This window comes from Rhizobium sp. P2_G9 (assembly GCF_056403475.1).
Map to the genome: position 1 here is coordinate 42,559 of NZ_JBFUFK010000048.1, position 22,203 is coordinate 64,761.

Sequence of the window (22,203 nt, forward strand, 5' to 3'; positions counted from 1 at the left end):
TCCGTTAACGGACGGAGTTGTGCGTTTTACCGTCAGCATGCGCACGGGATAACGAAAATGGCCAATCAGAAGACCCCGAGAACTGTCGAAGACGACTTCGCCGACCAGCCGAAGTCGATGGGTATTGTCGTCGATCGCCTGTTCGGTCCCGGTCGATCGCAGCTCGAAGAAGCGCGCGCGACGGTGTTGAGCGGCCGGCCGGTGATTGTTACCGGCATGGGCGGGTCCTATCATGTGGCGCTGCCGCTAACCTATCATCTGTCCGCCCACGGCATTTCCGCCAACCTGATCGAAACCGGCGAACTCGTTCGCCACCGGCTGATGATGTGCCGCAATGCCGTGATCGTCGTGGTCTCGCAATCCGGCGAGACGATCGAGACCGTGCAATTGCTCGACGCCGTCATCGGCCTGAACGCCGTCACCATCGGCGTCACCAATGAAGAGCCCGGTTCGCTGGCGCAGCGCGCCCACCACCCGCTGATCGTCGGCAGCCCGCGCGACACGATGGTGGCGATGCAGACCTATCTCGGCACGCTCGCCGTGTTGATGGCGCTTTCCAAGCGGCCGGGGATCAGCGAACGCAGTGATTTCGAGCCGGTCATTCCAACCATGGAAGCACTGGTCAATGATCATATGCAGGATGAGGACGATTTTCCCGGCACGACCGGCCCGGTCTATTTCTATGGCCGCGGCCCTTCCATTGCCTCCGCTCGCTTTGCCGGCCTGCTGTTCCACGAAATGGCCCGCATGCCATCGATCCCGATGAGCGGCGGCAATTTCCGCCACGGTCCTCTCGAAGTGATGGATCAGGATTTCCGCGCCATCGGCTTCGCCCCGAAGGATCGGGATGAGGAGCTCAATCTGGCGCTGGCCGCCGATATCCGTCGCGCCGGCGGCCAGGTCAGGCTGATCGGCCCTGGCCGCGACTGGTCCTACAAGCCACTGTCGCCGCTCTTGTCGCCTTTGGTCGAGATCATCCCGGCCCAGCGTGCCGCGATCCGCACGGCGCGCGCCCGCGGCATTACGCCGGGCGAATTCCGCTATGGTTCGAAGGTGACCCGCACCGAGACGGGACTGGCGGGCCTGACCCCAGCCGAATAGACAGGCGGCCAAGATCCACCGCACGAAGGCACGTCAAACGTAATAAAGCCTTACATTTTTTCGGCTGGGACTTCCGTCCGGCCGGCTCCGGGATTATGCATTGAACGGCCGTTCAGCCAATCTGCTGATTTGCGGCCTTCCGGAGTCCTGCATGACCAAGACCGTGCTGTCAGGCGTAATGCTGACGATCGCTTCCTATTTCCTGTTCTCGCTGCAGGATGCCTCGGTGAAATGGCTGGTCACCGATCTGCCGGTCTTCCAGATCCTGTTCGTCCGCAGCGTGGTGATCTTCTGCTGCTGTTTCGCCATCGGCCGCAAGCCGCTGTTCATGCGCGCGGTCGCCTCGCCGGTCATCGGGCCGCTCTTCATCCGCAATCTGCTGCTGCTCTCCGCCTGGCTGACTTATTACAATGCCGCTCGCTATCTCGGCCTGGCACAGCTGACCACTGTCTATTATGCCTCGCCGATCCTGATCACTTTGCTCGCGGTGCCGATCCTCAAAGAGGAGGTCCCATCGATCCGCTGGCTGGCGGTGATCTTTGGCTTCATCGGCGTCATGGTCGCCGTCGATCCGATCAGCCACGGCTTCACGCTTTCGCTGCCGGTCGGCATGGCTTTGTTCGCCGCGGTTCTTTGGGCCTGCGCCAGCGTGCTGTTGCGCAAGACGGCGATGCACGAAAAGACCATGGTGCAGATGATGATATCGAGCGGCTTCTTCGTCATCATGACCGGCGTCGCCTCGCTGTTCTTCTGGGTGCACATCTCGTTCAAGGAACTGTTGCTCATGTCCTCCACCGGCCTGTTTGCCGGGCTGGGCCAGTTCGCCATGTTCGAAGGCATGCGCCGTGCACCGGTCTCGATCCTCGCGCCGTTCGAATATACGTCACTGGTCTGGGCCTTCATCCTCGGCTTCGTCATCTGGGGTGATGTGCCGGCGCACAATGTCTTCTACGGCGCCGGGCTGATCTTCTTCGCCGGCTGCATCATCCTGTTCGGCGAGCGGCTGCTCAAAAATCTTAATCCGCCGAACGCGACCCCTTGATGTATACATTTTAAGGGGAATTCCGATGGAAGTGGGCAAAATTCTCCACTATTGACTTATCTTGTATACAGATGGTACGCATGACCTGGTCTTGGAGGAGAGCCGGTCATGAACGCACAGACATATCCCCTGAATGCATGGTATGCCGCCGCCTATGATGTCGAGGTCAAGCGAGCGCTGCTGCCGCGGATGATCTGCGGCAAGCCCGTGGTGATGTTTCGCAAACAGAACGGAAGGGCGGCAGCGCTCGCCGACACCTGCTGGCACCGGCTGCTGCCGCTCTCCAAGGGGGAACTGCATGGCGACAATGTCATCTGCGGCTACCATGGGCTGGAATTCGATGAGACCGGCCGCTGCGTCTACATGCCATCGCAGGACACGATCAACCCATCTGCCTGCGTGAAAAGCTATCCGCTGAAGGAAAAGCACCGTTTCCTTTGGATCTGGATGGGCGATCCGGCGCTCGCCGACCCGGCAAAGATTCCCGACCTGCACTGGAATGACGATCCAGAATGGACCGGCGACGGCAAGGTCATCCACGTCAAATGCGATTACCGCCTGGTCGTTGACAACCTGATGGACCTGACCCACGAGACTTTCGTCCACGGTTCGTCGATCGGCAATCGCGCCGTTGCAGAAGCACCGTTCGAGGTCACGCATTCCGAAAAGACAGCGACCGTCACCCGATGGATGGAAGGCATCGACCCGCCGCCCTTCTGGTCGGCGCAGCTGCAGCGTCCGGGCAAGGTCGATCGCTGGCAGATCATCCATTGCGAGGCACCGTCGACCATTGCCATCGATGTCGGTGTTGCCGTTGCCGGCACCGGTGCCCGCAACGGCGACCGCAGCCAGGGCGTCAATGGCTTCGTGCTCAACACGATGACGCCCGAGACCGGCAGCACCTGTCATTATTTCTGGGCCTTCGTCCGTAACTGGGACCTCGGCAACCAGGCCTGGACGCACAAGCTGCGCGAAGCCGTGGCCGGCGTCTTCCGGGAGGATGAGGTTATTCTCGAAGCGCAGCAGAAAGCGATCGAGGCCAATCCCGACCACGTCTTCTATAATCTCAACATCGATGCCGGCTCGATGTGGGCGCGGCGGCTGATCGACAGGATGATCGACAGCGAACAGGCCGTGCGCCTGGCGGCGGAGTAAATCATGGAGCCGAAACGCGATTCCCAGACGTTGAAGGCATTGCTCGGCGTCCGCGACCTTGTGCTGGGCGGCGACGTCGTGGCGGGCGAACGCTTGTCGGAGGTCACCTTGGCCGAGATGCTCGGTGTTTCCCGAACACCGCTCCGGGCGGCGCTCTCGCGGCTGGAACAGGAGGGACTGCTGGAAGCCATTCCCTCCGGCGGCTATGCCGTCCGCAGCTTCACCATCGCCGACGTCTTCGACGCCATCGAACTGCGCGGCGTGATGGAAGGCACGGCTCTGCGCCTGGCCGCCGAACGCGGCGTGCCGGCCGCCCGGCTCGCCCAGCTTCGGGCGTTGGTCCATGCGCTCGACAGGACCTTTGCCGAACGGCTGGAAGATATGCAGTTCGAGCGCTATGTCGCGCTCAACGCCGAATTTCATGCGCTGCTGGCGCTTTTGCCCGGTAGCGAGACGATGCGCCGCGAACTCGAAAGGGTCGCGCAACTGCCCTTCGCCTCGCCGAGCGCCTTCCTCGAGAAACAGGAGGACGTTCCGGCCTTCCGGCAATCGCTGGTCTTTGCCCAGCGACAGCATCACGACATGGTCAACGCGCTCGAACAGCGCGAGGGCGCCCGGGCCGAATTTCTCGGCCGCGAACATGCGCGGCTCGCCCGCAAAAACCTGGAATTCGTCATCGGCGAAGATCGCAGCCTGATCAAGAGAGTGCCGGGACTGGCGCTTGTGACCGCCTGAAGGAGAGAGCGATGCGTATGAACACAGAATGGCGGCATGCCCGTGTCCGCTCCGCCGAAGAGATCGCCGAAGGCGTCCGCCGCGTCGAATTCGAGCTCGATGGCGCGCTGCCGCCCTTCGATCCGGGCTCGCATACCAATATCGTCGTCACGATCGACGGTGCCCGCGCCATCCGCACCTATACCTGCGTGCCGGCGGCGCCGAATTGCCTGGCGATCGCGGTCAAGCTGCATCCCAACAGCCGCGGCGGCTCGCGCTTCGTCTGGTCGCTCGAGCTGGACGGCACGGTGGAAATGACGCTGCCGGAAAACCGCTTCGAGCTCTCCTGGCGGGCGAGCCGGTACCTGTTGATTGCCGGCGGAATCGGCGTGACGCCGATCTACGGCATGGCGCGCGCGCTGGCAGTGGCCCGGCAACCGCTCAGGATGGTCTACGGCGCAGCGTCTCGCGCCGCCATGCCTTTTGTCGATGAACTGTCGGACCTGCTCGGCCAATCGATCGAATTTTTTCCGGCCGACGAGGGACGGACATTCGATCTCGTCGACGAAATCGCCGCGCTACCCGAAGACGGCGAAGCCTATGTCTGCGGGCCGCTCGGACTGCTGGAGGCCGTCAAGCGGCTCTGGCTCGAAAGCGGTCGCCCCGTGAGCCGTCTGCGCTACGAAGTGTTCGGCGACAACGGAAAATTCGCCGAGGTGCCGTTCGAGATCTCGGTGCTCAACCGCGGCATCGATATCGTCGTGCCGCCGGACCAATCCCTGCTCGATGCGCTGATCGGCGCCGGCGTGGAAATGATCTACGATTGCCAGCGCGGCGAATGCGGCCTGTGTGCCGTTCGCATCGTCGAGAGACATGGAGAGATCGATCATCGCGACGTGTTTTTCAGCGAAGAGGAAAAAGCCGAGAACCACCAGATGTGCGCCTGTGTCTCGCGCCTGACGGGCGGTCGCGCGGTTATCGATATCGGCTACCGACCCTGATCCCGGCTTCGCTCGCCGGGAATCGGCAACACGGCTGAAGGCTTGATGTCTTTGAGCACGAACATCGTGTTCATTTCCTTGATCCCGGGCAGGCGGCGGACGACGGTCATGGCGAAATCGGCATAGCTATCGAGATCCTCCGCCACCACCTGCAGCAGGAAATCCGCCTCGCCCGCCACGGAATAGCAGGCGATGACATTGTCGAGCTTGCGCACATCATCGGAAAACCGCTCCGCCTCATCGTGTGAATGCGTATCGATCTGCACACGGATGAAGGCGAGCACGCCAAGCCCAATCGCCCGGCGGTCGATCATCGCCTGATAGCCACGGATCACGCCGCTCTCCTCCAGCCGCTTCACTCGCCGCCAGCACGGCGACGTCGACATGCCGACCCGTTCCGCCAGTTCCTGGTTGGTCAGCCGACCGTCACTCTGCAGAGCGCGCAAAATGCGGACATCGCCGGATTCTACATCCATTTTCGGTAACTCCTTTCCAATTTTCACATTTCAGAGGTAAGTTTTACCGATCTAATGCAGATAAAGCCAGCAATGGGCAGGATTTTCCTCTGCCATACGCCTATGATCCCCGCAAGGCCGAGGGGGTGCGTGAATGGTGTTGGATGACTGGAAGGTTGCGATCGTCGTGGACCCGGGACTGAGCCTCGGGGAACTCACCAATACGGTCGCCGTGCTAGGCATCGGTCTTGGCGCCGCCGTGCCCCGCTTCGCCGGTGAGCGACTGACGGACGCCACCAGCCGGCAATTTCATATCAGTTCCAACAGACCGGTCCCGGTTCTGCAGGCCAATGGCGATGGCTTGCAGGCACTGCTCGCCAAAGCACTGCCGACAGCGGACCATGCGGTCGTCGTTCCCTTTCCGCGCTTCGCCCGGCAATTGCATGATTACCGCGACTACGAGGCGGCGATACCCGGCCGCGACCTTGCGGCGGAGGTGATCGACGGCATCGGTCTCGGCGGCCCGGCAAAATGGGTGCGGTCGCTGACTGGATCGTTGAAATTGCTGCGCTGACAGTTTCGGAGCTTCCGCACGATCATTGGCAGTTCCGGGGAGGAACCAAAGTGCGGCATTTCGGTTCTAGCCAAAACGGAGGACCGATGCATGGCGATGAACGAAACAATGGGCGAACCCATTCCAAGAGGCATTATCGGCGATTCTGCGGCAATCGCCGACGACAGCTATGGCAGCAATCCACGCAGTAAAGATCAGGCCGCCCAGCTTGCCGAAATCAAGGAAGAGCTTCGCCAACTCAGCCGGACGATCACACAGCTTGCCGAGAACGGCTCCAAGTTTGCTCAAGACCGCATCCAGACTGCGGCGCAGACGGCCGTCGATCGTTATCCGGTCGGCAGCCTCGCGCTCGCCGCCTTGGTCGGCTATTGGTTTGGCAGTCGCAGGCATTGATCGCCTTTGCGTTTTAGCCGCTTCAGCAAGTTCGTGGCTAGGCATTAATGCCTATAGAGCCGAAGTTACCAAACGTTAACAAATCGTATAATTTCGACAGCGCTCTCAGATCGAATCATCTATCCATTTCCTATCGGAGATATTGCCATGTCGAATGTACAGGAACAGATCGAAGCCATCCGCCGGTTTGCGGAGGAAAGCGAGCGGCAAGCTGATCGGATGAAGATCGTGATCGAGCACCTCAAGCGGCACGGGCAGTCGGTCGAAGCGGCAGAGATGCAGATGTCGCAGTCGCACACGATGGCGCGCGCCTATCGCGAACGTCGCGACGAACTGGAGGCGCAGCTCGTTGCCAGGCATGAGGAAGCGGCTCAGGCGTAAGCGCCGCGTCTCAGACCCTCGATCCAGTTGCGGCAGAGCTGTACGCCGTCTTCCGGCCGGAATGCACCGGGGTTCAAGCACCACGCCAGCCACAAGCCATCCATCAGAGCCGTGAATGCCATGGCGGTCAAGCGTACATCACCAACCTTGAAGCCTTCCGCCTCTGACAGGCTGGAGATCAGACCGTCGACCGTTTCGACATAGTCGGCATATTCCTTCTGCTGCGAAGCGCTCATGCGCGGTGAATGCAGGATCAGCCCCCAGAACACCACCCAGACGCCCAGGACATCGCGATCGAAGAGCAGTGGCGAAAACGATGCCTTGATAAAGGCGTCGAGCCGCGCCTGCGGCGTCGGATCAGCCTCGTCCACCGCCTTCAGGATCTGCTGCAAGAGACCGGTCGACATGATGTCGAAGGCATAGGCGACGAGTTCGTTGATCTCGCCGAAATGGTGTGTGATCAACCCCTGCGTGACACCGGCCTCGGCCGCGATCTGCCGCACCGAGACACCGGCATTGCCATGCTTGACGATGCAGCGAAGGGCAGCCTCGCCCAATTGCCGGCGGCGATCCTCGGGTGCTTCGCGGCGGAACCGGGCACGCGGCTTCGGCTTGGTCTTGGCTCCAGTCAACGGTGTCGTCCCGTTCATAAACTCACTACCGTTTTGAATAGCGTTTTCTGAAATTCAGCGCAACCATCTAATTTCACAGGCATTTCAAGGGAAATTATAAACTCGTATAATAATGCTTGACAAAAGGCGTCGGAAATTTATCCTGCCCCCAACGATCGGCAAAAGCCGGCCAGGGGAACGAGCATGAATATGATGGCGAAGCCGCAATCGCGGTACGATATCCTGTTTGAACCGGTCAGGATCGGACCGGTCACCGCGCCCAATCGTTTCTATCAGGTTCCGCATGCCTCGGGCATGACCAATGCCCTGCCGCATATCCGCGCCGGCTTTCGTGAGATGAAGGCCGAGGGTGGCTGGGGCGTGATCTGTACCGGCGCCTGTTCCATCGACCTGTCTTCCGATGACTCGCCGCTGCCGATGGCGACGCTGTGGGACGACAACGACATCAAGGCACATGCATTGATGACCGAGGCGGTGCACAAGCATGGAGCATTGGCCGGCGTCGAGCTCTGGCATGGCGGTGCTTCGGTGATGAACCGCACGACACGCGTGGCGCCGATTTCGCCCTCCGGCATTCCCTGGATGGCAACGCATGTCGGCTTCATGGGCAATCTCAAGCCGCGCTCGATGGACAAGCAGGACATCAGGGACGTGCTGCGCTGGCAGGCGGAAGGCGCCCGCAAGGCGCGGCAGGCAGGCTTCGACATCGTTTATGTCTATGCTGGCATGGGCTATCTCGGATACGAATTCCTACTGCCGGAATACAATCACCGTATCGACGAATATGGCGGTTCGGTTGCCAACCGGGTCCGCTTCGTGCGCGAGATGATCGAAGCGACCAAGGATGCCGTGGGCAAGGATTGCGGTGTCGCGCTCCGTATTTCGCTTGAAGAACTGCGGGGACGGCCGGGCACGCATCACCCCTCCGAGGCGCATGAGGTGATCGCACTGTTGGCCGACGTACCGGACCTCTTCGACGTGAAGATGGATTCGAGCCCGACGGACTGTTCCGCCTCGCGTTTTACTGGCGAGGGCAGCCATGAGCCGGTGATCGATTTCGTCAAGCAGATAACCAACAAGCCGGTGGTCGGCGTCGGCCGCTTCACTTCGCCGGACACGATGGTCAGCCAGATTAGCCGTGGCGTGCTCGACCTTATCGGCGGCGCGCGACCCTCGATCGCCGATCCCTTCCTGCCCAACAAGATCAGGGAAGATCGGATCGAGGAAATCCGCGAATGCATCGGCTGCAACATCTGCATTTCGAGCTGGCATGACGGCGTGCCGGTGCGCTGCACCCAAAACCCGACGGCGGGCGAGGAATGGCGGCGCGGCTGGCATCCGGAAAAGCCGGGCAAGGCCGAAAAACCCGAGCGCGTGCTGGTGATCGGCGGCGGCCCGGCCGGGTTGGAGACGGCGCTGACGCTCGGCCGGCGCGGGCATGAGGTGACGCTCGCCGATGCGAAGTCCAGTTTCGGCGGCCGGCTGACCTTCGAGAAGAGCTTGCCGGGTCTCTCCGCATGGAACCGAGTGGTTGATTATCGCCTCGGGCGGCTCAACCAGATGACCAATGTGTCGATGTATCTGGAAAGCCAGCTCGGAATCGACGACATCATCGACATGGCGCCCGATCATGTGGTGCTGGCGACGGGTTCGCACTGGACCAATCTGCTCTATTCGCCAATGGAAATCCCCATGGGCCGGATCGAGCATCCAAATGTCTTCACGCCCGACGATATTGCTGGTGGGCGGATGCCGTCAGGCGAAACGCTGGTCTTCGATTTCGACAATTATTACATGGGCGGCGTGATCACCGAGCACCTGGCGGCGCAGGGCGTGCCGGTCTCCTATGCAACGCCCGCCGGCCAGGCTTCGGCCTGGACGATCATGACCAACGAATTGCCGCTGGTGCATCGGGCGCTGACGAAGCGCAACGTGCCGGTGACAACGCTGACCACGGTCGCCGCTTTCGATGGCGACAGCGCAACCCTGTCGCAACTCTTCACCGGCGAACGTCACCGAATCCAATGCCTCAACCTGGTCATCGTCGGCTTACGCATGCCGAATGATCATCTTTTCAACGTACTCAGCGCCCGTTCCGCCGAGATCGAAGCCGCTGGCATAAAGAGCGTCGAACGGATTGGCGATGCACTGGCGGCGGGTGCCATCACCCATGCCGTGCATAGCGGTCATCGCTATGCGATGGAGCTTGGCGAAAAGTCGAAAGGCTTTCGCCGCGATGCACCCATCGTCGAGTTCGAGCCGTCCTACACCTCCATCGCTGGTCTCGAGGTGGCCTGATGGCGAACGAGGCCCCGTCCATGTCGCCGTGGTCCGTCGCTTCGCCGCTCGCCGGCGGGGCGTTGCACGCTGTGGGTTCGGGTCTGTTTCACACTCTCCTGCCGCTCAGGCTGGTGGCGGAAGGCTATGGTCCGGATGCAATCGGTCTTGTGGTCGGCGCCGAGGGTGCGGGATTTCTTGTCGGCTGCGTCGGTTCGGTACGGTTGATCCGCTCGGTCGGCGAGGTGCGCGCCTATGCGGCGCTCTCGGCAGTCTCCGCCGTGTTGATCCTGTCGCTCGGCATGCGGCCGAATCTGGCCGTGTTCATGATCATCCAGGCAGTGGTCGGCTTTGCCAATGCCGGGCAATCGGTGGTGATCGAGAGCTGGATGAACGCGATGACATCCAACGCCAATCGCGGCCGCATCCTGACGCTTTATGTGCTGCTGCTTGGCCTGTTCTACGGCTCCGGCCAGTTGCTGGCGACCAACATCGATCCGGCCGGCGACGCGATGCTGATGATGGCGGCAGCGGCCTATGTGCTGGCGCTGGTGCCGGTGACCGCCATCTGGGTCGGCGAGCCGCAATTGCACGTGCCGATGGGCATCAAGATCTTTCGAACGTTCCAGATCTCGCCGTCGGGAACCATGGCCTGCCTGCTGACGGGGCTGATCTCCTCTACCTTCGCATCGATCGGTCCGCTCTACGGGCTGGAGCTGAAATTCAACCAGCAGACCATCGTCATCCTCATGGCGGCAACGCAGCTCGGCGCGCTCTTTCTGCAATTCCCGCTTGGCTATCTTTCCGATCGGCTCGACCGGCGTATGATGATGCTGTGGCTGTCGGTGGCGCTCGCTGTGCTCTGCGCGATCTTTCTGTTCTTCGGACCGACTACGCCCTTCTGGCTGTTCCTCGTCGCCTTCTCGATCTTCGGCGGCATTTCCGAGATTTTCTATCCGCTCGGCGTGGCGCATGCCAATGACAAGGCCGAGCCGAGCGAATTCGTGACGCTGTCCTCCAACATGCTTTTGCTCTGGGCCTTTGGTGGCACTGTGGGTCCGGCAATCGTCACTGCCGGTGTCGCGCCGTTCGGTGCGAAAATCTTCTTCTGGTATGCAATCGCGCTTGCCGTGCTGTTTGCCGGTTATGCGCTCTGGCGGCTGTATCGCCAGCCGGCCGCCAAGAGCCGCGAACAGTTCGTCGCCTACCCGCAGACTTCGCCCATGGTCTATGAATGGACTCCGCATGACGAGGCCGGCGATGGCGGGAAGACCAAGCCATGACCCGGATCGTCGACACTTTCCCGCGAAAGGTCCGCACGCTCGATCCGGTGTTCATCACCATGACCGACGGCACACGTCTAGCTGCCACGATCTGGCTGCCGGAGGATGCGGCGCAAAAGCCGGTACCAGCTATCCTCGAACTCATCCCCTATCGACGCCGCGACGGCACCGTGTTCCGTGACATGAAGATGCATCCTTACGTCGCCGGCCACGGCTTTGCCTGCTGTCGTGTCGATATCCGCGGCTCGGGGGATTCCGAAGGCATCCTGACGGACGAATATACTGCCCAGGAACAGGACGATGCCTGCGAGATCATCGCCTGGCTGGCAGAGCAACCATGGTGCACGGGTTCTGTCGGCATGACCGGCATTTCCTGGGGCGGCTTCAATGCGTTGCAGGTGGCGGCGAAACAGCCGCCGGCGTTGAAGGCGGTCATCGCGCTCTGCTGTTCCGACGACCGCTACGCTGATGACGTGCATTATTACGGCGGCAATCTGCTGACAGAGGACGGCATGTGGGCCGCCTTCATCCTCGGCATGGGTGGGCTGCCGCCCGACCCGCAAATCGTCGGCGACAAGTGGCGTGATATCTGGCGGCAGCGCCTGGAAGCCACCGCTTGTTGGTCCGAGACGTGGATGCAGCATCAGCGTCGCGATACCTATTGGAAATTCGGCTCGGTCTCAGAGGATTTCTCGCAGATCAAAATCCCCGTCTACGCGATCAGTGGCTGGGACGACACCTATTTCAACGCCGTGCCGCGGCTGCTGGCAGGACTTTCGGGACCACGAAAAGGCCTGATCGGACCTTGGACGCATGCCTATCCCTTCCTTGGCAATCCCGGCCCAGCGATCCACTACCTCAAGGAAGCGATCCGCTGGTGGCGGCATTGGCTTGAAGGTATCGACACCGGCATCATGGATGAGCCGGCCTATACGGTGCTGATCAAGGACCCGCACCGGCCTGCTCATTGCTATCCCGAACATCCCGGCCGCTGGGTGCGTGAGCCGAGCTGGCCGTCGCCAAATGTCAGCGAAAAGTTACTCTACTTGAATGCCGGCCGGCTTGGCGATCACCGGGAGGCAGGTGCGACGATGTGGCTGCGCTCACCCGTCACCGCCGGGCGCGATTGCGGCCGCTATGGCGGCTATGGCGGCACGGTGCCGGATATGGCCGGCGATCAGCGGCGCGAGGATGGGCTCGGCCTTTGCTTCGACATGCCGGTCACGGAGGATTTCGACCTGCTTGGCGCGCCTGCGGTTGATCTGGTGCTTCGGTCGAGCGTGCCCCAGGCCACCATTGTCGCCCGGCTTTGTGAAGTGCTGCCGGATGGTACATCCACGCTGGTGACATGGGGTGCGCTGAACCTTTCGCAGCGCGCGAGCCGCGAGCGTCCCGTATCGCTCGTTCCGGGCGAACGGATGACAGCACGGCTGGAGCTCAATCATTGCGGCCGCCGCTTTGGCAAGGGCAATCGGCTGCGGCTGGTGTTGTCGAACCAGCATTGGCCGGTGCTCTGGCCGGCACCGGTGATGCCGACCTTCGAGATCGAACCGGGCGCCTGCGAGTTGATGCTGCCGATGCGCGCGCCGCAGCTGGATGACGGCATATTCGGATTCGAGGAAGCCGAGATCTCGCCGCCGGTACCGATGGAGGAGATCGAAGCCGAAGAGCATACGCACGAGTTGGTTATCAATGCAGGCCAACGCCGCGAGACGCTGACGCTGTCCAGCAATCATGGCCGGCAGCATCTGACAGATCGCGCAAACGAGACCTGGGCACGCGTGACGGACAGGATGGAGATCGTCGAAGACGATCCGCTGTCGCCAAAACTCGATACAAGTTGGGTGCTTGGATACAAAAGCGCGGATTGTGATGTCGAGACGACTTCACGAGTGGTGGTGACATCGACGGAGACAAAATTCCGGCTGGAGTGGCGGCTGGAAGCACGGGAGAAGGGCGACAAGGTTTTCGAGCGGGAGGGCGATGTATGGATCGATCGGGATCATATTTGATCGTCAGCGGCTTTGGCTACCCCCCTCTGCCCTGCCGGGCATCTCCCCCACAAGGGGGGAGAGTGGCAGGCAGCGCGCTCACGGGCCCAATCAAGCGTAGCCCAAAATGCGACGGCAAAGGGATGCGAAGCGGTGCCCCTCCCATTCTCCCCCCTTGTGGGGGAGATGCCCGCCCTTCGACAAAAGCTCAGGAGGGCAGAGGGGGGTGCGCCTCGGACTCTGAAGCGCTTGGAGGTCCCCTCCAATGACCCTCTTCGTCACCCGCCGTATCGCGCTGGGCATCGTCATCCTGTTCATCGTCTCGGTCATGCTGTTCCTGATGCTGCACATGATCCCGGGTGATCCGACGGTGGTGGCGCTCGGGCCGCGGTCGACGCCGGAGATGCGGGCGGCGTTTCGCGAGGGGATGGGGCTCGACCGTCCCTTGATCGACCAGATCGGCTCCTATCTCCTGCGGCTCTCGCATCTCGATCTCGGCGTCGATGTCTGGAGCAAGCGGCCGGTGACGGCGATCGTGCTGGAAGTCCTGCCCTATACGGTGGCGCTCGCCTTTTCGAGCTTCGTCTGGGCCGTGGCCCTCGGAACCCTGCTCGGCTGCAGCGCCGTCATCCATCATGGCCGCTGGCCGGATTGGCTGATCGGCATCTTCTCGGTCGGCATGGTGGCGGTGCCATCTTTCGTCGTGGCGCTCTATTCGCTGCTGATCTTTGCCGTGGCGCTGAACTGGCTGCCGGCGATCGGCGCCGGTGATCCGGGTGATGTTGGCGGCCAGATCAAGGCGCTGGTGCTGCCGTCCTTTGCGATCGGCATCGGCTGGGTGGGCTATGTCGCCCGCATCATTCGCGCTGCAATGATAGAAGCGACGGGCGAAGCGCATGTGCGGACGCTGCGCGCCTTCGGTGTCAGCGAGACCAGGATCATTTACGGCTATGCCCTGAAGCAAGCCTTCCTCTCGGCGCTGCCGGTGATTGCCATTGGTTTCGGTGGACTGTTGACGGGTTCGGTCTTTGCCGAGATCGTCTTCACCCGGCCGGGCCTCGGCAAGCTCACCTATGATGCGGTGATGTCGCGCAATTATCCGCTGGTCATGGGCACGGTGCTGGTCACTTGCGCGCTCTACGTCACCTGCATGATCGTCGCCGATATCGCCGCGGCCTTTCTCGATCCACGCGTCAGGAGCGCGCTCTGACATGGCCGAGATCACCCAGGACATTGCCGGACACCCCGCCGAACCCGGCTCACTCGGCCGCGCCACGGCCGTGCTTTTCAGTGTCGTCGCGACGCCAATCGGTGCGATTGGCGTGGTGCTGGTGGCGGTCATCGTGCTGACGGCAATCTTTGCGCCTTATCTCACACCCTATCCGGCCACCGCAATCAACGTGCGCGAGCGGCTGGCCGATCCGTCCTGGGCGCATCTGCTCGGCACCGACCAGCTTGGCCGCGACCTGTTCTCGCGCCTCATCATTGGCACGCGCACCGCGATGACGGTGGCGCTGACCGCGCTTGCCATCGCACTTGCCGCGGCGCTGCCGCTCGGCCTGATCGCCGGTTACGGCCCACGCTGGCTGGATTCGCTGATGATCCTGCTGTTCGACAGTTTCAGTTCGCTGCCGATGATCATGTTCGGGCTTGCCATGGTCGTGCTGCTCGGCGCCGGCCTCGGCACCGTCATTCTGGTCATCGTCGTCTATTGCGTGCCGAGCTATGCGCGGCTGATCCGCACCCAGACGCTCAGCCTCAAATCCCGCGATTTCATCAAGGCCGAGCAGGCGATGAATGCCGGATTGGGTCGTATCCTGTTTATCCACCTGCTGCCGAACGTGATCGGGCCATTACTTATCCTCGCTTGTCTTGATCTTTCGACCATCATCACGCTCGAAGCAGGGCTCTCCTTCCTCGGGCTCGGCGTCAAGCCGCAGATTCCGAGCTGGGGCAATATTTTGAGCGACGGTTTCGCCGTGATCCGCAAGACACCCGTGCCGGTGATCGCCGGCGGCCTGCCGCTGATCCTCGCCACGATCGGCTTCACTTTCTTCGGCGAAGCGCTCCGCGATGCGCTCGACCCGAAACTGTCGGGACGGAGGACGCCATGAGCGAAACACCCGTCCTCGATCTCCAGAATATTTCGATCACCTATAGCGGTATCGCCCAGGCCGTGGCGAATGTCAGCCTCGCGGTGAAACCCGGCGAAGTCGTCGGGCTGATCGGCGAGAGCGGCTCCGGCAAGTCGACACTGGCACATTCGATCCTCGGTCTGCTGCCGCCTTCGGCCGCGATCACGGGCCAACAGCTGACGCTCACGGGCAGGGATCTGCTCAAAGCCTCCAAGGCTGATCTCAGGTCGCTGCGCGGACCGGGGGCAGCTATGGTGTTCCAGAATCCGATGGCGACCTTCAGCCCGCTGCATACGATCGGGCGGCAGCTCACCGATTTCCTCTGGCGCGACCGCCGGACGAGCCGGCGCGACAAGCGGAAAGCGATTGTCGCCGCACTCACCGAGGCCGGCATTTCCGATCCCGAGGCGCGTTTCGATGCCTATCCCTTCGAGCTTTCCGGCGGCATGCTGCAACGTGTGGCGATCGCCGCCGCATTGCTGATGAAGCCGGCGCTGTTGATCGCCGATGAGCCGACCACGGCGCTCGACGTGACCATGGAGGCGCAGATCCTGCATCTGATGCGGCAGTTGCGCGTCAAGACCGGCGTGGCGATCCTGATGATCTCACATCAGCTCGGGGTCATTGCGGAAATTTGCGATCGCGTCTGCGTCATGCATGCCGGCCGGATCGTCGAGCACGGCGACGCAAGAGAGATCTTCGCCCGGCCGCAACATCCCTATACCCGCGCTTTGCTTGCCTGCGAACTGTCGCTGGTGGAGAGCGGCGCCAAGCGCCTGCCGGTGATCAACTGGCAGGAGACGAATGCCGCCACGGCGCCAGTCATTGTTGCCGCGCCGGGTGAGCCGGTCAACCGGATCGGAGACGCCGCATGAGCCAGGTTCCGATCATCGAGGCAAGAAAACTTTCCGTCGCCGTGCCGCGCCGCGGATCGCTGCCCTTCGTCCGCAGGCCGGGCCTTGAGATCCTCGCCGGCGTCTCGCTTGCCATCGAGCCGGGCGAGATCGTCTGCATGGTCGGCGAGAGCGGCTCCGGCAAATCCACTTTCGGCAAAACGCTGGTCGGGCTGATGAAGCCATCGGGTGGCAACCTGCTGCTCGATGGCGAAACGCTGCCGGACCATTCCAGCCGCAGCTTTGCAAAGATGCGGCAAACGGCGTCACTGCTGTTCCAAGACCCGGTGACATCCTTCGATCCGCGCCAGCGCATTCGCTCAGTTATCGCCGAGCCACGGCGCATTGCCGGCCAGGGCGATCTCAGGACCGAAGCGATCGTCGATCTGGCTGAGCAGGCCGGGCTGGGCCGCCAATTGCTATCGCGCTTTCCGCATGGCCTTTCCGGTGGCCAGGCGCGACGCGCCGCCGTTGCCCGGGCGCTCTCCGTGGTGCCGCGGCTGATCATTGCCGACGAGCCGACCGCTGGGCTCGATCTCTCGGTGCAGGGCGGCATTCTCAATCTCTTCCTCGATATCCGCGATGCGCATCGTACGGCGTTCCTGATCATCACCCATAATCTCGCCGTGGCGCGGCACGTGTCGGACCGGGTGGCGATCCTGTATCTCGGCCGGATCGTCGAGAGTGGCCCAAGTGCCGCGATCTTCCGGACGCCACGCCATCCCTATACCGCAGCACTTCTTGCTTCCGAGCCGGTGCCGGACCCGACGAAACGCCGCACCGCGCCGCCGGTCATCGGCGAAGTGCCAAGCCTCGCTCATCGTCCGTCCGGCTGCGAATTCCATCCGCGCTGCCCTTCTGCGCAGGCGCGCTGCCGCAGCGAACTGCCGGCCGAGACGGTGCTCGACACCGGCCACACGATACGATGCCACTACCCGCTCGCAGACAAGAAGGCGGAACGCGTTGCGTAAATAAAACAAAACCAGAGGGATAGAACATGACCCATTTCTTGATGAATCGCAGGCATTTCCTCCTATCCGGCGCTTCCGCCGCAGCCGCCCTATCGCTGCGGCCGGGCCTCTCCTATGCGATCGAGGGCGATACGCTCATCATTCGCGGCGCCTCCGATATTGAAGTGCTCGATCCCGCCTTCCAGAACGGCCTGCTGGAAGAAGAGGTCGGCCGGGCGCTGTTCGTTTCGCTGAACCGGCTTGGCGACGTGCGCGGCGGTACGCATCTCGACAACTACGCCGCCAAGGAGCTCAAGCAGGTTTCTCCAACCGAAATCGGTTTCGAACTGCAAGACTGGCTGGAATGGACCGGCGGCTATGGCCCGCTGACAGCCGAGGACGTGAAATTCTCCTTCGAACGGGTCAAGGATCCGAAGAATGCATCGGCCTGGGCATACGCTTTCGACGCAATGGATCATGTCGAGGTGACCGGCCAGCGCACGGGTGTGATCAAGCTCAAGAGCCCATCAGCGCCGTTCTGGGTCACCACCCTGCCCTATTATATGGGCCACATCGTCTGCCAGAAGGCGGTCGAAAAAGCAGGAGGCAAGTTCACCACCGAGGTGCCGGCCAGCGCCGGCCCCTATGTGATCGACAAATGGACGCCGAAACAGAATCTGTCGCTGGCGCCCAATCCCGGCTGGAAGGGGCCGAAGCCTCTGTTCAGTAAGATCAGGTTCGAGATCGTCACCGACGACGAGGCGGCCGCGCTCGCCTATGAATCCAAGGCGATCGACTATTCCAAGATCAGCCTCAACACGCTTTCGACCTATCGCGACAAGCTGCCGGAAAACACCGCGCTGATCGAGAAGGACGGCAACCGCTTCCTGTGGCTGGCGCTCAACGTCAACAATCCGAAATTCAAGGATGAGAAGGTCCGCCGCGCCATCCAATATGCCATCGATGTCGAGCAGATCATGCAGGGCTCCTATTCCGGCCTTGCCAAGGCGGCGACCGGCGTTCTCCCGCCCGGCATGGTCGGTCACCGTGACAAGATCCTCTACCCAGCCGATCTCGATAAGGCCAAGGCACTGCTGCAGGAGGCCGGCGTCTCCGATCTGACCATCGAGCTCGCCTCGCAAAACGACAAGACCAGCCAGCTCACCTGTCAGATCGTCCAGGCGCTGCTCGGCCAGATCGGCATCACGGTCGACCTCAAGCCGCTCGAGGATGGCGTCTATTGGACGATCGGCGACAAGAGCTCCGGCGATACCTGGAAGACGCTGGAAATGGTGCTGATGAATTTTGCCGGCGGTGTCGATCCGTCGGAAAACCTCACCTGGTTCCGGCCGGCACAGATCGGCGTCTACAACTGGTCGCAGTTCGACAGCCCGGAATTCGAGAAGATGTACCAGGAGGGCATGGCCGAGACCGATCAGGCCAAACGCGATGTCATCTACAAGAAAATGCAGGACATCATGGAGGAGTCGGGCGGGTTCGTGTTCATCACCCATGAAGTGTTTGCGGCCGTCGCTCGAGGCGGGCTGAAGCCTTGCATTCTCGCCGATGGATATCTGGATGTGACGCGGTTTGCGAAGGGGTGAGGCATTCCTCTCGCCGTCTGGCGAACGCGTCTGCCCCTCACCCTAACCCTTCTCCCTGTTGAAACGGGAAGAGGGAATCCGCTCTGCAGATGCCTCGCCGTTGGGGCCCATTTCGGCGTCGCAGAAGCGTGAAAGCGGTGCGCCCATCGTCCTTCTCTCCGTCACTACGGGGAGAAGATGCCGGCAGGCGGATGAGGGGCGTGCCAAGGCTGTCAAGGTGTTAACAAGCAAAGGAGCATGATCATGGCGCGACAGGCGGGCAGACGAGAGGCACGTCGGACAGCAGGTGGTATTCGCCAACTCGGCTTCGGAGGGGTCGTCAATCGCTACCCGCCGATCGCGCTCCTGAGCGCGGACGAGGTGGAGTCGATCCACCTTGCCTCGCTGGACCTGCTGGCGACGACCGGCATGGAAGTGCTGCACGAGGAGAGCCGCAGGCTGCTCAAATCCGCCGGTGCCGATGTCGATGACGGAACACTGCGCGTGCGCTTCGACCCGGCGATGATCGTAGAGACGATCTGCACGGCACCGCCTTCGTTTACACTGCAGGCACGCAATCCGGCGAAGAACCTGAAAGTCGGCGACGGCAGCCTGATCTTTGCCGCGACCGGCGGGCCTGCCTTCGTGTCCGATCTAGACCGCGGACGGCGGGCGGGCAATTACCAGGACATGTGCGACTATATCCGGGTCGTGCAGGCGCTCAACATCATCCACCAGGAGGGCGGCTGCCCTTGCGAGCCGACCGATCTCAATCCGGATTCGCGCCATCTCGATTTCTACCAGGCCGCCATCCGGCTGACCGACAAGAACTGGCAATGCTGGGCGCTGGGCGGCTATCGTGTCGAGGATGCGATCGAGATGCTGTCGATCACGCTTGGCCAGAGCCGCGAGGAATTGCGCAGCAACCCGGCGACGCTGACCATCGTCAACTCCAATTCACCGCTCCGGCTCGATATCCCGATGGGCGAAGGGCTCTGTGCGATGGCGCGCGCCGGCCAGCCGGTGGCGATGACGCCGTTCACGCTCTCGGGCGCGATGAGCCCGGTGACGATTGCCGGTGCGCTCACCCAGCAGAATGCCGAGGCCCTGGCGTTGATCGCGCTCGCTCAGATCGCGGCACCCGGCGCGCCGGTGCTTTACGGTGGCTTCACCTCCAATGTCGACATGCGCACCGGGGCGCCGGCCTTCGGAACGCCGGAATATGCCAAGGCGCAGATTGCTTCAGGCCAGCTGGCACGGAAATACAATATCCCGTTCCGCTCCTCCAACGTGACGGCCTCCAATGCTGTCGACGTGCAGGCCGCCTATGAGAGTGGCATGTCGCTGTGGTCGACGATCATGGGCGGCGTGCATCTCATTGAACATGCGGCCGGCTGGCTGGAAGGCGGTCTGACGGCGTCATTCGAGAAGCTGATCCTCGATGCCGAAATGCTGCAGATGATGAAAAGCTTCCTCGATCCGCTGGCAATCACCACCGAGACGCAGGCGCTGGACACGATCCGCGACGTCGGTCCCGGCGGGCATTTCTTCGGCACACCGCATACGCTGGCGCGCTTCGAACACGCCTTCTATGAGCCGATGTTGTCGGACTGGCGGAATTTCGAGAACTGGTCGGAGAGCGGCGCCAAGACGGGAACCGAGCGGGCCAATGCGATCTGGAAGGAATTGCTCAGGGCCTATGAGCAGCCGCCGCTCGATCCTGCCGTGGACGAGGCGCTGGAAGCCTATGTGGCAAAGCGGAAGGAGGAGATCAGCCGCGGATATCTGAACGCGGCTTGACGCCTGACCCGACCCCTGGAAGCATAGATGGGAGCGTCATGGACATCGCCAATCGCGTTCGGCGATGCGTCATTTGCGGGCAATTGGCTGTAAAAATGCCATGCCGGTAAAACTGCAGATAAGCGTGTAAACGAATCTTAACAGGGGACCGTCTCTACTTCTACGCAACGTCGTAGAACCGGGAACATCAGACATGACCGCACAAAACTGGACCCTTGATCAGGTTCTGGCCCAGTTGAATTCAGGTTCACATTGGACAAGTTCAACCATCACCTATTCCTTCCCAACGGATAAGGCGCAGCTTTATACCGGCGGCGGTGAAGGTGATGGCTTTTCACCTTTCACCGATGTCCAGATTACCTATGCCGAATATGCGATCGCCAATTGGGACGACCTGATCGCGCCGAATTTCGTCCAGGTCGCCAGCAATTCCAATATCGAATTCGGCAATACGACGACCGGCATCGACTATGCGCATGCATATTATCCGAAGACCGGCAGCGCCTGGTTCAATCCCGGCTATAGCGACCTCGCCAATCCGACGATCGGAGACTATGGCTTTACCGCCATCATGCATGAGCTGGGCCATACGCTCGGCCTCAATCACATGGGCGATTATAACGGCAACGACAATTCCGGACCGTCAAGCTATCAGGACAGCACGGTGTACTCGATCATGTCCTATTATGGCCCCGACCACTATGCTGGGCAGGGACAGGTCATGTGGGCCGATTGGCAGGTCGGTGGCATCGTCTATTCACCGGACACGCCGATGCTCAATGACGTCATGGCCGTCCAGGCGATCTATGGCGCCGACACCACGACGCGAACCGGCGACACCATCTACGGCTTCAACAGCAATATCACCGGCGAAGAAGCCCAGATTTATGACTTCTCGATCAACAAAGACCCGATCCTGACGATCTATGATGCCGGTGGCAATGACACGCTCGATCTCAGCGGCTATGCGACGGATAGCACTATTTCGCTCGTCGCCGGCAGTTTCACCCATTGCAACGCCATGACCTACAATATCTCGATCGCCTATACCGCAACGATCGAAAATGCGGTCGGCGGCGCGGGCAACGACAGCATTACCGGCAATCAAGTCGCCAACCGGCTGACCGGCAATGACGGCACGGACACGCTGACGGGCGCGGGAGGCTCTGATGTCCTCGTGGGCGGCAAAGGCAATGACACGCTCGATGGCGGTGAAGCTGTCGACACTGCCGTCTTCTCAGGCGCCTTTGCCAACTACACGATCCACCACAATGATGACGGTTCCTACACCGTGACCGACAATGTCGGCACGGACGGCCAGGACACGCTGCGCAATGTCGAGCGCCTGCAGTTCAGCGACGAACTCTACACGCTGGGTAACAGCGCGCCCACGCTCGACCATGCGATCGCCGACCGCAATGCGACGGCCAACCAAGCCTTCGGCTTCGACTTCTCGGCCAACACTTTCAGCGATCCGGACGGAGATGCCCTCACCTATTCCGCCAGCCTGGCCGATGGCTCGGATCTTCCGGATTGGTTGCACTTCAATCCCGCGACGCGCAGGTTTACCGGCACACCGGGCACAGACGATGTCGGCACGGTTTCGATCAAGGTCCTCGCGAGCGACGGCACCCATACGGTGTCTGATGTCTTCGACCTCAGTATCGCCAGCGGCGACACCACGAACCAGTCACCCATTGCAGTCGCCGACTCTGCCGAGACGTCCGAAAGCAAGAGCGTGCTGGTGGATGCACTTGCCAATGATTCTGATCCGGATGGCGATAGTCTCACCCTGATCCAAGTCTCTGTCGCCAATGGAGACGGCACTGCCACGATCGAGGAC

20 protein-coding genes are annotated in these 22,203 nt (G+C 61.7%); 18 read left to right on the top strand and 2 right to left on the bottom strand.

Translation table 11 applies throughout. The annotated features are described in order from the left end of the window. Window positions 1–57 precede the first annotated feature (57 nt). The 5 genes from AC1DYF_RS31785 (at window position 58) to AC1DYF_RS31805 (ending at window position 5,013) form a co-directional block, all read left to right on the top strand. Window positions 58–1,101 (top strand): SIS domain-containing protein, encoded by a 1,044-nt coding sequence (locus AC1DYF_RS31785; RefSeq protein WP_477881765.1) that lies wholly within the window; start codon window positions 58–60, stop codon window positions 1,099–1,101. A 151-nt stretch (window positions 1,102–1,252) separates the two neighbouring features. After that, window positions 1,253–2,143 carry a DMT family transporter gene (locus AC1DYF_RS31790; protein ID WP_477881766.1) on the top strand — a complete coding sequence of 297 codons (891 nt, stop codon included), beginning with the start codon at window positions 1,253–1,255 and terminating at the stop codon, window positions 2,141–2,143. Between the two features lie 108 nt (window positions 2,144–2,251). Beyond that, window positions 2,252–3,298: an aromatic ring-hydroxylating dioxygenase subunit alpha gene (locus AC1DYF_RS31795; protein ID WP_477881768.1), complete on the top strand. Its 1,047-nt coding sequence runs from the start codon at window positions 2,252–2,254 to the stop codon at window positions 3,296–3,298. Window positions 3,299–3,301: 3 nt separating this feature from the next. Continuing rightward, window positions 3,302–4,033: a GntR family transcriptional regulator gene (locus tag AC1DYF_RS31800; protein WP_477881770.1), complete on the top strand. Its 732-nt coding sequence runs from the start codon at window positions 3,302–3,304 to the stop codon at window positions 4,031–4,033. 11 nt (window positions 4,034–4,044) lie between these two features. Then, window positions 4,045–5,013 (top strand): PDR/VanB family oxidoreductase, encoded by a 969-nt coding sequence (locus AC1DYF_RS31805; RefSeq protein WP_477881772.1) that lies wholly within the window; start codon window positions 4,045–4,047, stop codon window positions 5,011–5,013. Here the strand turns inward: AC1DYF_RS31805 and AC1DYF_RS31810 are convergent. Beyond that, window positions 5,001–5,489 carry an Lrp/AsnC family transcriptional regulator gene (locus AC1DYF_RS31810; protein WP_477881774.1) on the bottom strand — a complete coding sequence of 163 codons (489 nt, stop codon included), beginning with the start codon at window positions 5,487–5,489 and terminating at the stop codon, window positions 5,001–5,003. The genes AC1DYF_RS31805 and AC1DYF_RS31810 overlap by 13 nt on opposite strands. Window positions 5,490–5,622: 133 nt before the next feature. On the opposite strand from AC1DYF_RS31810, the gene AC1DYF_RS31815 reads away from it, so the two are divergent. From AC1DYF_RS31815 to AC1DYF_RS31825, 3 genes are all read left to right on the top strand, one after another. Next, entirely contained in the window at window positions 5,623–6,042 is a 420-nt protein-coding gene (locus tag AC1DYF_RS31815) for a DUF2000 domain-containing protein (RefSeq protein WP_477881776.1), read from the top strand. Window positions 6,043–6,132: 90 nt separating this feature from the next. After that, entirely contained in the window at window positions 6,133–6,435 is a 303-nt protein-coding gene (locus tag AC1DYF_RS31820) for a hypothetical protein (RefSeq protein ID WP_477881777.1), read from the top strand. A 147-nt stretch (window positions 6,436–6,582) separates the two neighbouring features. After that, a complete protein-coding gene (locus tag AC1DYF_RS31825; protein ID WP_477881779.1) occupies window positions 6,583–6,816 on the top strand; it encodes a hypothetical protein in 234 nt (77 codons plus the stop codon). Here AC1DYF_RS31825 and AC1DYF_RS31830 read toward each other — a convergent pair. Next, the gene (locus AC1DYF_RS31830) at window positions 6,807–7,448 is read right to left on the bottom strand and encodes a TetR/AcrR family transcriptional regulator (RefSeq protein WP_477881781.1); all 642 of its coding nucleotides are present in this window, start codon (window positions 7,446–7,448) and stop codon (window positions 6,807–6,809) included. The genes AC1DYF_RS31825 and AC1DYF_RS31830 overlap by 10 nt on opposite strands. 183 nt (window positions 7,449–7,631) lie before the next feature. On the opposite strand from AC1DYF_RS31830, the gene AC1DYF_RS31835 reads away from it, so the two are divergent. The 10 genes from AC1DYF_RS31835 to AC1DYF_RS31880 form a co-directional block, all read left to right on the top strand. Further along, window positions 7,632–9,746, top strand: coding sequence for an oxidoreductase (locus AC1DYF_RS31835; protein ID WP_477881783.1), 2,115 nt, complete (start codon window positions 7,632–7,634; stop codon window positions 9,744–9,746). Beyond that, window positions 9,746–11,008 carry an MFS transporter gene (locus AC1DYF_RS31840; protein ID WP_477881785.1) on the top strand — a complete coding sequence of 421 codons (1,263 nt, stop codon included), beginning with the start codon at window positions 9,746–9,748 and terminating at the stop codon, window positions 11,006–11,008. Before AC1DYF_RS31835 ends, AC1DYF_RS31840 begins: the two co-directional genes overlap by 1 nt. Further along, the gene (locus tag AC1DYF_RS31845; protein ID WP_477881787.1) at window positions 11,005–13,020 is read left to right on the top strand and encodes a CocE/NonD family hydrolase; all 2,016 of its coding nucleotides are present in this window, start codon (window positions 11,005–11,007) and stop codon (window positions 13,018–13,020) included. The genes AC1DYF_RS31840 and AC1DYF_RS31845 overlap by 4 nt, the downstream gene beginning before the upstream one ends. 244 nt (window positions 13,021–13,264) lie before the next feature. Beyond that, window positions 13,265–14,209: an ABC transporter permease gene (locus AC1DYF_RS31850; RefSeq protein WP_477881789.1), complete on the top strand. Its 945-nt coding sequence runs from the start codon at window positions 13,265–13,267 to the stop codon at window positions 14,207–14,209. 1 nt (window position 14,210) lies between these two features. Then, window positions 14,211–15,113, top strand: a complete 903-nt coding sequence (locus AC1DYF_RS31855) for an ABC transporter permease (RefSeq protein ID WP_477881791.1) — start codon at window positions 14,211–14,213, stop codon at window positions 15,111–15,113. Next, window positions 15,110–16,009 carry an ABC transporter ATP-binding protein gene (locus AC1DYF_RS31860; RefSeq protein ID WP_477881793.1) on the top strand — a complete coding sequence of 300 codons (900 nt, stop codon included), beginning with the start codon at window positions 15,110–15,112 and terminating at the stop codon, window positions 16,007–16,009. Before AC1DYF_RS31855 ends, AC1DYF_RS31860 begins: the two co-directional genes overlap by 4 nt. Beyond that, on the top strand, window positions 16,006–16,998 hold the full coding sequence (locus tag AC1DYF_RS31865) for an oligopeptide/dipeptide ABC transporter ATP-binding protein (RefSeq protein ID WP_477881794.1): 993 nt from the start codon (window positions 16,006–16,008) through the stop codon (window positions 16,996–16,998). The genes AC1DYF_RS31860 and AC1DYF_RS31865 overlap by 4 nt, the downstream gene beginning before the upstream one ends. A gap of 26 nt (window positions 16,999–17,024) precedes the next feature. Then, a complete protein-coding gene (locus AC1DYF_RS31870; protein ID WP_477881796.1) occupies window positions 17,025–18,581 on the top strand; it encodes an ABC transporter substrate-binding protein in 1,557 nt (518 codons plus the stop codon). Between the two features lie 243 nt (window positions 18,582–18,824). Beyond that, window positions 18,825–20,360 carry a trimethylamine methyltransferase family protein gene (locus tag AC1DYF_RS31875; protein ID WP_477881797.1) on the top strand — a complete coding sequence of 512 codons (1,536 nt, stop codon included), beginning with the start codon at window positions 18,825–18,827 and terminating at the stop codon, window positions 20,358–20,360. Between the two features lie 193 nt (window positions 20,361–20,553). Continuing rightward, the coding region (locus AC1DYF_RS31880) for a M10 family metallopeptidase C-terminal domain-containing protein (RefSeq protein ID WP_477881799.1) at window positions 20,554–22,203 on the top strand (1,650 nt) is incomplete at its 3' end.